We start from the raw sequence: 12,011 nt of genomic DNA on the forward strand, positions 1-12,011 counted from the left end.
TGTCCCCACTAAGGACAGCGTGAAACAGTTTCAAATCTGGGGATTCTTGAACATGAACATGCGCGGCCGTACAATTTTATTAGTCCTTTTAGCTGGAATCAGCGTCCCCGCTGTCGCGCAAAATGATGACAAGCGCGAAATCGTTGTCACGGCACGTTCGCTCAAAGACACCGAGAATGATTTGAAAGCCTGCATCGCGCGAGGCTGCCCGCCCGATCAGGATATCAAGGCAACGCTTGCGCATGCGGAAAACCAGTTTGTCGAAGGCGACTATCGCAACGCACGTGAAACGCTGGCCAAGTCATTAGGACGTAACCGCAAGCATAAAGACGAGTTTCCGATCGAAGTTTCCGACCTGCTGCGCGCCAATGGCAATGTCGCCATCCATCTTGGCGAGGCCGACATCTATCGGCTGTCCGTCCTCGACATGCGCGACACGTTGAAAGGCGCACTCAAGCCCGATGACTTTCGCGTGTTCGGCGCCGAAATCGAGGTGGCGGATTCGCGCATGAAGCTTGGTTATTATGACGAAGCGAGCGCCAAATATCTGCAGCTTGAAAAGCAGGCTCTGGCAAAAGGCCTCCCGCAAGTCGCGGCAATCGCGCGCGTGCGCGACCTTTCCCTGCGCGTGCAACGCGCCGAAACCGAAAAAACGGAGTTTCGCAAGAAAGAGGCAGTTGAAGCGATCGACGCATTTTTGCTTCAGCCAAGAGAAGGCGCCGAGCAGTTCAAGATTGTCGCCGAAGTTCTGAAGTCCCGGATGGACCGGAACAACGGCAACAGCGAAACCACCGATAAACTCATTGCGCGCTATGCGGCCTTGGGCGGCACCGATCGTCCTTTGCTTCTGCATTCAAAGCCCATTGAAATGAACGAGGCCCAAGCCGCTCGCGCCGCGGCAGGTGGCAGTGACCTCAACCGCATCGGCACACAAGTTGTCGAAAAGCGTTGGGTCGATATCGGTTTCTGGATCGGTGCCGACGGCAAGGTCGACGAACCGGAAATCCTGCGCAGCCAGGGCGACACCAAGTGGACCGATGTCGTTCTTAAAGCCATAAAGACGCGCATCTACGCGCCTTTGAAAGCGGAGAAAGACGGCACATCGCCCGGCATCTACGCTATCGAGCGTTACTCACTCACCGCGCAATATGAGGACGACGTGACCGGAACCCGCATTCGCCAGCGTTCACCTGTAGCCAAGATTGAACGTATCGACCTGACCAGTTGAACGGGCCGCTTCGGGTTTCAGGCCCTGAAGAGTAACGACAGGTTGTTTGCGGGCATCTCGATGATCTGATCGAGATGCAAGGCGTGGAGCGATGCCTCCTGCGCCACGTCCTCGACAAAGCGCAGACCCCATTGGCTGTTCCGGCTTTTCAAGTTGCGATCAAACTCTTCATTGCTGGGTGCCGTGGGCCGGTTTTGCTGGCGAAACGGTCCGTATACATAAAGCACACCGCCTTTGGGCAACAGGCGCCCCGCGTTACGCATCAGGCCCTTGGTCGCTTCCCATGGGCTGATATGCACCATGTTAATGCACAATATTGCCGATATATCCGGCACCTTCCAGTCGGCCGCCGCATCAACTTCGACCGGTGCCAGCAGGTTTTCGCCGCCAGATTCGGCGCGCCACGCGGCGATCGATGCAAGTGCCAACGGATCGCTATCGCTGGGCTGCCACGCCAGATGCTGGAATTGCGCCGCGAAATGGACGATATGCTCGCCCGTCCCGCTGGCGATTTCCAGAACCGTTCCCTGCGCGGGCAAGTACCCCTTCAAGACATGGGTGATCGCATCCCGATTGCGCTCGGTGGCAGGGGCGGTGCGCTTGGCCTCTGCCGACGGTTCGAACACAAAGGGCTTGGGATCACTCATTCGGCGGCGACAGCTTCTTCAGGTTCATGCCAGACCAGCATGGGTTTTCTGGCCGCAAGCGTTTCGTCCAAACGGCGGCGCGGCGCATGGTGCGGTGCGGATTTAAGCGAGGGATCGCCTGCTTTCGCGCGCTGCACAACGGACCGCATGGCCCCGATAAACTGGTCGAGGGTCGCCTTGCTTTCGGTTTCGGTGGGCTCGATCAGCATTGCGCCATGTACGACCAGCGGGAAATACACCGTCATCGGGTGATAGCCCTCGTCGATCAAACCCTTGGCAATGTCGAGGGTGGTGAAACCTTCGGCCAGACCACTGTCGCTGAACAAAGCCTCATGCATGCACGGCCCGCTATGCGCGAATGGCGCGTCCATTGTCCCTTCGAGACTGCGCAGGATATAGTTGGCGTTGAGCACAGCATCCTCGGCAACCTGGCGCAAGCCGTCGGCGCCATGCGACATGATGTAGGACAGCGCGCGGGTGAACATGCCCATTTGTCCGTGGAAAGCGGTCATCCGTCCAAAGCTGTGCGGATGGCGTTCGCCCACCGTTTCTTCTTCGACCAGCGAGTAGCGTCCGTCGGCATGGCGTTCGGTAAAGGGCAAAGGTCCGTAAGGCGAAAGTGCCTTGGACATCACCACCGGACCGGAGCCGGGGCCTCCGCCGCCATGCGGGGTCGAAAATGTCTTGTGCAGGTTGATGTGCATCGCATCGATGCCCAAATCACCCGGCCGCACCCGCCCGACGATGGCATTGAAATTCGCACCATCGCAATAGACATAGCCGCCTGCGGCATGGACCGCATCGGAAATGGCCTTCATGTCCCGTTCGAACAGGCCGCATGTGTTAGGGTTAGTAATCATGACGCCGGCCACATCCGGACCAAGCCGCGCCTTCAACGCATCCAGATCAACGCGCCCTTCGGACGTTGCGGGAATATTTTCGACCGAGAATCCGGCAAAGGCCGCCGTCGCCGGGTTGGTGCCATGCGCGCTTTCGGGCACCAAAATGACGCTGCGTGGATCGCCCCGCGCTTCCAATGCGGCCTTGATCGCCAATATGCCGCACAACTCGCCATGCGCACCAGCCTTGGGTGTCATGGCAACGCCGTGCATGCCGGTCAGTTCGATCAGCCAGACCGCCAGTTCATTGATAACTGCAAGCGCACCTTGCACTGTCTCGACCGGCTGCAATGGATGCACGTCGGCAAAACCTGCCATCCGTGCGACCTTTTCATTCAGACGCGGGTTATGCTTCATTGTGCAGCTTCCCAATGGGAAAAAGCCCAGATCAATCGCGTAATTCTGGCGGCTCAATCGCGTATAGTGGCGGACCGTTTCGGGTTCGGACAGGCCGGGCATCCCGATCGTGCGGTTACGTTCCAGACCACCAAGGCGTGAGGTAACATTGCCAACTTCCGGCAAATCTACGCCAGTCGTATCGGTCGTGCCGATCTCGAAAATCAGTGCTTCTTCCAGCATCAATGCGCGATTGCCGGTAAAGGTCGCCGGCTTGGCGTCGCCCGAAGGACCCATTTCAGGCTTCCAGCCGCTTTGATTGAGCGCGCTCATGACAAAATCTCCTGCAAAGCGGTGGCAAAGGTTTCGATGTCTTCGGCTGAAGAGGTTTCCGTCACCGCCACAACCAGTCCATTTTCCAGTTCGGTGGCCTTGGGATAAAGGCGTCCGAGTGACACGCCGCCCAACACTTTCTTGTCCGCAAGAGCGCGCACAACCGGCCGTGCTTCCTTTGGCAAGCGCAGGGTGAATTCGTTGAAGAAGCTGTCGTTGACCAACTCCACTCCGGGTATTTGGGTCAACCGGTCAGCCGCCTGAACTGCCAATGCGTGATTGACCTGCGCCAATCCGCGCAGTCCCTTTTCACCCAGCAATGTCATGTGAATACTGAAGGCAAGGGCGCATAATCCTGAATTTGTACAGATATTCGACGTCGCCTTTTCCCGCCGGATATGCTGCTCGCGGGTCGACAGGGTCAGCACAAAGCCGCGCTTGCCTTCGGCATCAACCGTTTCGCCACATAGACGCCCCGGCATCTGGCGCACGAATTTTTCCTTACAGGCAAACAGCCCGACGTATGGACCGCCGAATTGAAGGCCGACCCCGAGGGACTGCCCCTCACCCACCACGATGTCCGCCCCCATTTCACCTGGTGCCTTGATTGCACCCAAAGCAACAGGCTCTGTGACGACCGCGATCAACAATGCGCCATGTTCATGCGCCTTCGCGGCAATTGCCGATAGATCCTCAATGCGTCCCAGAATGTCAGGATATTGCACGACAACGCAGCTTGTTTCGCCATCAATGGCATCCAATAGACGCGCGCTGTCGGAGGTGGGAGACAATTCGGGCAATGCCGTATCGAGATTGTCGCCGGTATATTTTGCCATGGTGCGGGCGACGCTGACATAATGCGGGTGCAGGCCTGACGACAGGATTGCCTTGTGCCGCTTCGTGATCCGTCCAGCCATACCAATGGCTTCCCAGCATGCCGTCGAACCGTCGTACATGGACGCATTGGCAACATCGCATCCGAAAAGACGCGCAACCTGCGTTTGGAATTCGAACAGCATCTGCAGCGTGCCCTGCGCAATTTCGGGCTGATAAGGCGTGTAGGCCGTCAGAAATTCACCGCGCTGTATGATATGATCCACCGACGCCGGCACATGATGCTTATAGGCGCCGCAGCCTAAGAAAAAGGGATGGTGCGACGCCGCCATATTCTTGCGCGCAAGATCGGAAAAGTGCCGCTCAACCGCCATTTCGCTCGCATGGTTGGGCAAACCGGCGATGGGGCCGGCCAACTGGGCCTCTGCGGGAACATCGACAAAAAGGTCATCGATGGATTTTGCGCCGATAACAGCCAACATGGCCTGACGGTCCGTATTGGTAAGTGGGAGATAACGCATGTAATCTTATCCTTATTCGCAATTCCAGATGCAGGATTGCGTTTACAATGCTTCTACAAATGCCTTGTAGGCGGCTGCGTCCATAAGGCTGTCGAGTTCGCTGGTATCGCTCAGGGTCAGCTTGAAAAACCAGCCTTCACCTTCGGGATCGCTGTTTACGAGAGCCGGATCGCCTTCCAGGGCATCATTGCCTTCGGTTACCGTTCCGCTGACAGGGGCGTAGACGTCCGATGCCGCCTTTACAGATTCAACCACCGCCGCATCTCCGCCTTTTTTCAACTCGGCACCAGGTGCGGGCACTTCGGCAAATACGATGTCGCCCAACTGGCTTTGCGCATAGTCGGTGATGCCGACGGTTGCGCTGTCGCCATCGACGTCAATCCATTCATGATCTTCGGTGTAATAACGGGTCATAGGGCTTTTCCTCTCCGGTGATAGTGATGGGGAATAAAGGGTAAGGCGGCGACGGTCAGGGCAACGCGTTTGCCGCGAACCTCTGCCTCAAGCTTGGTGCCAATTGGCGTGTGTTGGCTGGCGACATAGCCCATGGCGATGGGCGCACCGACGCTGGGGGCGAAACCACCGGATGTGATTGATCCCACTTGACCGTCTTGTGCATAAACGGGCGCGCCTTCGCGCACGGGCATTTTGCCGTCCACGGCAAACCCGACCAGCTTTTGTGCTGGACCCTGTGCCAACGCCTTCAAAATGCGGTCGGCACCATTAAACCCGCCCTCTTCACGGCGACGCTTCGATATTGCGAAGGATGCATTGCCTTCAACCGGGTCAATTTCCGGGTTCATATCATGCCCGTACAGGGGCAGCCCGGCCTCCAGCCGCAGCGAGTCCCGCGCGCCTAAGCCGATAGGCTTGACTTCAGCTTGGGCACATAAGGCGTCTGCCAATACTTTTGCATGCGATGCGGGCACCGAAATTTCAAATCCGTCTTCGCCGGTATAGCCCGAACGGCTGATCCAGAGGGGTTCGGGATCGGACTTTGGTCCCCAGAAAAAGGAACCTGCCTCCATGAAAAACAGTGCGTCGACGCCCGGCACGACACGCAAAAGGGCATCAACGGCTTTAGGACCCTGAAGTGCGAGCAATGCACGGTCGTCCATATGGTTGATGGTGATTTCATCAGGGAGATGTTCGCGCAGAAAGCCGATATCGTCCCACTTTACGGCGCCGTTGACGACCACATATAACCCCATAGGGGTGGCCGTAACCATCAGATCGTCCAAAATGCCGCCATCTTCGTCGAGCAGTAGCGAATAGCGCATCCGCCCCTCTTTCAACGCGCTGATGTCGCCGGGCACCAGCTTTTCCAGAGCATCCGCTGCACCTTCGCCGGACAGCATTAACTGGCCCATATGACTTACGTCGAACAGACCTGCGTTTTCGCGCGTCCATAAATGTTCGGCCATGATGCCTTCATATTGGATCGGCATATGATAGCCGGCAAATTCGACCATGCGGGCTCCGCGTGCCCGATGCCAGTCACCCAGCGGCAATTCCAATATTTCGATGGGTTCTAATTCTTCGTCGCTCATATCAATCCGTTCCAAGAGTCGCAGCGACAGACACCGGTTGATGTCTTACCTGCTACCCCCTCTGTCACGGATACCTGAGAGCTTTACCCCTTCGGTGGCCCACATAGGGTGAGCGCTTTCCAGAGTGTCGCAAAAGCCGAAGCGGTCCTTTTGCCTGAGAGATTCCGGGGCGGTTGCTCCTTCGGCGGACAGGCGAACCTGTCACTCTCCCGTTTCGTCAGCGACACCTCTCCCTTGGCTATGTGCCGTGAGAGAGTCAACCGGCCAGCGTACCGATAGCCTCATTTTCGTGGATAAACCTGCCCATTGTCCCGTTTCCAACCAGCTTCGCAATTGCGCGCGCAACCGCAAACGCCGGAATTGACCGAAAACGGCTAAAGGCACTGGGAATCAATCGGTCGATAATAGGTGCGGCCAAAATGGCTGCACGTTCGCCTATGCGACGATCATTTTGCCGGTCGCCAGTCAGCAAGCCGGGGCGCAATATGTCGAGACGATCGAAGGCCAGAAGCGCCAGCGAATCTTCGACCTCCCCTTTCGTCCGCAAATAGAGATTGCTGGTGTCTTTGGTCGCACCGACAGAAGATACGGTAATAAACTGCGTTGCCCCGGCAAAATGGGCAGCGGTTGCAAAGGCCAGAACCAGATCCTGATCGACCGCGCGAAACTGTGCCGCGTCCTTACCTGATTTTTTCCAGGTTGTTCCGAGACATGAGATAGCGACATCCGGATTTAGCGTCGTAATGATGTCAGGCCAACGCGAGGGATCGGCAACATGCTGTGTGATGGCATCGCGCACGTTCGCAATCGGCCTCCGCACCAATAAGTCCACCTTATGCCCGTCCAGCATAGTGCAGAGGTTGCTGCCGATCAGACCTGATGCCCCAGCAATAATGACTCGGCTCATGCGCTTACTCCGCGTTCAGTTCTTCATATCTGTTTGTCGCATAACGGTCGGTCATCCCGGCCAGAAAGTCGGCAATGTGGCGGCTGGCTTCCGGTTCTGTCGCAGGCATATTCTCTTGCCATTCCGCGGGCATCCGATCCGGCTCTGCATGATAGATAGCAAATAGGCGCGAAATGATGGTTCTGGCGTGATCTGCCGCATCCAGCTGTGTCTGGTGATGGTATAGGTTTCGGTACATGAATGTTTTCAACACCCGCTCTTCAGCCGCCATCGCATCGGAAAAGCCGCCAATCATCACGCCTGCCTGACGCACATCGTCGACAGATGAAATTCCCAATTTTGCAATCCGTTCGCGTGTTGAGCTGATCACATCGTTGACCATTGTCCCGATCTGCTCGCGGGTTAGCTCCCCGATCAGACGGCGGGGTTTGACATTCGGAAACCGCGCCTCGATCCCCCGCCACCGCTCCGCGACGAACGGCAGTTCGAGCAATTGATCGATATCCAGCAATCCCGCCCGTATTCCGTCATCAATATCATGATTATCATAGGCGATATCGTCGCTAATCGCGGCGATTTGCGCCTCAAGCGAAGGCCAGCTTCGCAAGTCCAGCTTATGCCTGGCATCCACTTGCGCCAGCGCCCAACCGGGATTTTCAACCGGCCCGTTATGTTTCGCCAGACCTTCCAGCAATTCCCAACTCAGATTGAGACCGGGCCATGCAGGATAAGGCGATTCAAGTTCGGTCAATGAGCGCAGTGTCTGGGCATTATGGTCAAAGCCGCCATAGGGTTTCATCGCGTCTTCAAGGGCATCTTCACCTGCATGCCCGAATGGCGGATGCCCGATATCATGGGCCAGACACAATGCCTCGGTCAGATCTTCATTCAAACCAAGCGCCCGCGCGATGGTGCGCCCGATTTGCGCCACTTCCAGACTGTGCGTCAGACGGACGCGGTAATGGTCGCCATCGGGCGAGATGAACACCTGCGTCTTGTGCCGCAGACGGCGGAACGCAATGGAATGGATGATGCGATCGCGGTCGCGTTGGAAGATATTGCGGGGCCCGCGCACATTATGATCTGGTTCAGGATAATATCGCCCCCGGCTCTTTTCGGGGTGGCAGGCATAAGAGGCAATTGAAGTCATGCGCGGCTTATGCCGCTTAGCCATGGCAACTGCTAGCCGCTATTTGCCTTTTAGCGCGGTCACCACTACGCCATTTTCGCTTTTCCACATAAAGCCGTCGCCGCCTGCCTTTTTGAAATCGGTTTCCCATTTCTTGGCGAGCTTCTGGTCTGCGAAAGGTCCGACCAGCAAGCGACTGGTTTTGCCCCATGCGGATGTCCAGCCCGATGTCGCTTTGAACAGGTCAGGGCTCTTCTTTGCCCATTTACGATAATCAAAGCCCAATGCGCCGGCATCACCTGTCGCAATCTGGACCCAGAAACGTGCCGGACTGGGTGGTGGTGCCTTGGCCTTGGCGGCGGCTTTGGGGTCGGCTTTTGCCGCCTTACCGGCTTCGTCAACGGCCGCAATTTTAGGAGTCACTGGCTTGATCTTTTTCAAATCGACCGCAACTGCCGAAGGCTTTTGCTCGCTTTCGGGAATCTCGATGGAGCTTACAATTGCGCCAAGATCGAAAGCTGGCTTGGCGGCGGTTTGGGGTGCAGGCGTCGGTATTGGCGCGGTTTCCAGTGGAAGCGCAGCCATCTTCGTGCCTTCAGGCTCCGCATTTACCTTCACAGCCTCAGGTGCGGCGGCAGCAGGCTCCATGCGCGCTGCGACTGTTTCTGTCTTTACGACGCTATCGGTGGTGATTGCCGGCGCCTGACTGACGGGTTGGGGTATAGTCGGAACGGCAACACTTACCGGCGGCGGCGTGGTCTGGATCGCCGGCTTGGTATCGCGCGGACCGATATCCACGCGCTCCAGAGGTCGGGCAGATTCAGGCGGAGGAAGCGCAGAGCTGTTCGCTACAACCATCTTGGCACTGCTAGCTTCTTCAACTTTGGCGCGCGCGGTTTCGGTACCTAGGCGCGCGGTGTCCACCTTGGGAAGTTTTTGTGAGTCCGGGATGTTGGCAACAATTGCCTTGACCTCTTCTTGCTCCCTTGCCTTCCGGTCGCGGCGGCGTTCCGTCGTTTTGGGTTTCTCAGCAACCGCAGTTTTCGCCGGTTTCGCTCCAAAAGGATCGCCAGACGGTATCAAGCGGCTATCGTTCGCGGCCGGCTTCACGGCCGGAATGGTGGATGCAACCTGGCGGACCTGTTCGCTGTCACGGCCGACATATTGGCTCGCGGGGAAATGCCCCAAATGGATCGCCGCCGCCTGTTGTGCGCCGGTCAAATCGGGCATCAATCGCAAATAGCGTTCCATGCGTTGCGCGGAAGGGGCGTCCATGAAGCCCTGGGTTACCTTTGCCGACTCCCGAAAGTCACCGCGGGAGGCGAGAATGAATGCCCTCGCCCGCCACGCTGCCGGATTATTCTTTTGCAAAAGCGGGAGCAGCATCGCGTCTGCATCCGCGCTTTGGCCGGACAGCGACGTGGATATGGCGTGACGGACGATCAAGTCATCTGAAACAGACGCAGTGCGCGCAAGCTTATAATCCTGTTGCGCCCGTCCGAAATTGCCGAGCAAATCAAAGGCAAGTGCACGATCCGCAGCAATGGATCGTTCGCTGACGCCCAGACGGACTGCGTCGTCGAATAACCGAAGCGCCTCAAAGGGATTTTCGGTGCGGACTGTCGCCGTTGCCAGGCCAGCAACGATGCGACCATTATTTGGCCGGATTGCATTGGCGCGGGTGAAGAAATTGAGCGCGGCGTTGGCATCGCCCAACATCAATGCCGCATTCCCGGCATCGGCGAGTGCATCGGCATCGGACGGGCTTAGCGAGATGCGCCGCATTGCGGACCGCAACTCGGCAGCACCCGCAGGTTCCGCCACAACCGGTTGGACGACAGGACTGGTCTTTTCGAGCGCCTCCAGCGCGGATTCATCGACCGCCTGCGCAGCGGCACCCGTCGCAACCATAGCGTAAACAATGGCGGGAATCGCACGTAACATTGTCACATTCATGCGCCTCTAATGGTGCCACACAGAACCGAAGCAAAGAAGGGCGCCGCCCTCCTTCGCTGAATGGTTGCATAAAGGAGACAAAATGAACGTCAGCTTGTCAGCCGACGATCAATTGTTGCTTTGACGGTCCAAAAACCGCGGGATGTTGAGGCCGCCTGCTGCGCTTGCATCCTTGCTGCTGTCTTCTTCCTCTTCACCACGGGACAGTCCGCGTGAGAGGTTGGACATTCGCTCAAACAAGGTTCCACCGGTCGACACGCGTGGCGCGGGACGATCGGGTGCAGGTGTCACGTCTGCAGCAGGCTCATAGGACTGCGCCGCATCCTCTGCGGGTTCAACAAGCGCTTCGCCCAGTTCCAGAAGGTCATCATCGCCCTCTTCGGCAGCTTCGTCTTCAGAAGCGGCAGCAACGGGTTCATAGTCGGCATCCGCAACATGCTGGCGACCAAGTTCCAGGCTATCGCTGTCATTTTCCGTCGAAACGTCAAATGGCTCTTCGACAACGATTTCCGGTGTCGGTTCCGCAAAAGCGACCGGTGCTTCCACCGGTGCAACTTCAGGCTCTGCAACGGTTTCTGTCGGACGGCTGAAGGCAAAAGGACGTGTCGCATGCGCGCTAGGCGAAGCAACCGAACCGTCATTGTCGATACCGGTTGCAACCACGGAAACGCGGATTTTACCGTTCAGATTTTCGTTAAACGCCGAACCCCAGATAATATTTGCGTCCGGATCGACCAGTTCGCGAATATGGTTGGCAGCTTCGTCGACTTCCATAAGGCGCATATCTTCGCCACCGGTGATGGAGACGATAACGCCTTTTGCACCCTGCATCGACACGCCGTCGAGCAAGGGGTTGGCAATCGCCTTTTCGGCAGCTTCCAGCGCACGACCGTCGCCTTCCGCCTCACCAGTACCCATCATCGCCTTACCCATTTCGTGCATCACAGAACGCACGTCGGCAAAGTCGAGGTTGATCAGGCCCGGCATCACCATCAGGTCGGTAATACCACGCACGCCCTGCTGCAGAACTTCGTCGGCCAGCAAGAAGGCTTCTTTAAATGTCGTATTCGGATTGGCGACCAGGAACAGGTTCTGGTTCGGAATCACAATCAGCGTGTCAACATGCTGTTGAAGTTCCGTAATCCCGGAATCGGCCGAACGCATCCGGCGCGAACCTTCAAACAGGAACGGCTTGGTAACAACGCCGACCGTCAGAATGTTCATCTCACGCGCAGCCTTGGCGATGACAGGTGCCGCACCGGTGCCGGTACCCCCGCCCATGCCCGCAGCGATGAAGCACATATGGCAACCCGCAAGAGCTGCCTTAACCTGCTCAATCGTCTCTTCGGCAGCGGCACGACCGACTTCGGGCCGCGATCCGGCGCCAAGTCCCTGCGTGATATCAGGGCCAAGCTGGATGCGATATTCCGCCGGCGATGCGTTGAGCGCCTGTGCGTCAGTATTGGCAACGACGAAATCTACACCTTCGACTTTTGCACCGATCATGTTGGCGACAGCGTTTCCGCCAGCGCCACCAACGCCGATCACAGCAATCTTTGGCTTTAATTCATCAACCACGGGTGGACCGATATTGATGCTCATGTCTACATCCCCCTAGCCAACATTGGCTTATTAGAAATTTTCATGCTTCTGACACAAAAGAAAACAGCG

General features: G+C 57.3%; 10 protein-coding genes and 1 riboswitch. Of the genes, 1 reads left to right on the plus strand and 9 read right to left on the minus strand.

Translation table 11 applies throughout. The features are described 5' to 3' along the window. Positions 1 to 52 precede the first annotated feature (52 nt). Positions 53 to 1,228: an energy transducer TonB gene (locus EUU25_RS06595; RefSeq protein WP_158899424.1), complete on the plus strand. Its 1,176-nt coding sequence runs from the start codon at positions 53 to 55 to the stop codon at positions 1,226 to 1,228. A 17-nt stretch (positions 1,229 to 1,245) separates the two neighbouring features. Here EUU25_RS06595 and EUU25_RS06600 read toward each other — a convergent pair whose 3' ends face one another. The 9 genes from EUU25_RS06600 to ftsZ all read right to left on the minus strand — a co-directional run bounded on the left by EUU25_RS06600 (position 1,246) and on the right by ftsZ (position 11,942). Then, complete coding sequence (locus tag EUU25_RS06600) at positions 1,246 to 1,875, minus strand: DUF938 domain-containing protein (RefSeq protein ID WP_158899426.1); 630 nt, start codon at positions 1,873 to 1,875, stop codon at positions 1,246 to 1,248. Further along, positions 1,872 to 3,443, minus strand: coding sequence for an aminomethyl-transferring glycine dehydrogenase subunit GcvPB (gene gcvPB / locus EUU25_RS06605; RefSeq protein WP_158899428.1), 1,572 nt, complete (start codon positions 3,441 to 3,443; stop codon positions 1,872 to 1,874). Before gcvPB ends, EUU25_RS06600 begins: the two co-directional genes overlap by 4 nt. Next, a complete protein-coding gene (gene gcvPA / locus EUU25_RS06610; RefSeq protein ID WP_158899430.1) occupies positions 3,440 to 4,798 on the minus strand; it encodes an aminomethyl-transferring glycine dehydrogenase subunit GcvPA in 1,359 nt (452 codons plus the stop codon). Before gcvPA ends, gcvPB begins: the two co-directional genes overlap by 4 nt. A 42-nt stretch (positions 4,799 to 4,840) precedes the next feature. After that, positions 4,841 to 5,212 (minus strand): glycine cleavage system protein GcvH, encoded by a 372-nt coding sequence (gcvH, locus tag EUU25_RS06615; protein ID WP_158899432.1) that lies wholly within the window; start codon positions 5,210 to 5,212, stop codon positions 4,841 to 4,843. Beyond that, the gene (gcvT, locus tag EUU25_RS06620) at positions 5,209 to 6,348 is read right to left on the minus strand and encodes a glycine cleavage system aminomethyltransferase GcvT (protein WP_158899434.1); all 1,140 of its coding nucleotides are present in this window, start codon (positions 6,346 to 6,348) and stop codon (positions 5,209 to 5,211) included. Before gcvT ends, gcvH begins: the two co-directional genes overlap by 4 nt. A 132-nt stretch (positions 6,349 to 6,480) precedes the next feature. Further along, positions 6,481 to 6,570: riboswitch (glycine riboswitch) on the minus strand. A gap of 34 nt (positions 6,571 to 6,604) precedes the next feature. After that, positions 6,605 to 7,255 (minus strand): NAD-dependent epimerase/dehydratase family protein, encoded by a 651-nt coding sequence (locus EUU25_RS06625; protein ID WP_158899436.1) that lies wholly within the window; start codon positions 7,253 to 7,255, stop codon positions 6,605 to 6,607. Positions 7,256 to 7,259: 4 nt separating this feature from the next. Beyond that, positions 7,260 to 8,405 carry a deoxyguanosinetriphosphate triphosphohydrolase gene (locus tag EUU25_RS06630; RefSeq protein WP_158903187.1) on the minus strand — a complete coding sequence of 382 codons (1,146 nt, stop codon included), beginning with the start codon at positions 8,403 to 8,405 and terminating at the stop codon, positions 7,260 to 7,262. A gap of 39 nt (positions 8,406 to 8,444) precedes the next feature. Continuing rightward, on the minus strand, positions 8,445 to 10,334 hold the full coding sequence (locus EUU25_RS06635; RefSeq protein WP_158899438.1) for a tetratricopeptide repeat protein: 1,890 nt from the start codon (positions 10,332 to 10,334) through the stop codon (positions 8,445 to 8,447). 114 nt (positions 10,335 to 10,448) lie between these two features. Beyond that, positions 10,449 to 11,942, minus strand: a complete 1,494-nt coding sequence (ftsZ, locus tag EUU25_RS06640) for a cell division protein FtsZ (protein ID WP_158899440.1) — start codon at positions 11,940 to 11,942, stop codon at positions 10,449 to 10,451. Positions 11,943 to 12,011: the final 69 nt, after the last annotated feature.

It is taken from the genome of Sphingorhabdus lacus, assembly GCF_009768975.1.
Taxonomy (GTDB): domain Bacteria; phylum Pseudomonadota; class Alphaproteobacteria; order Sphingomonadales; family Sphingomonadaceae; genus Sphingorhabdus_B; species Sphingorhabdus_B lacus.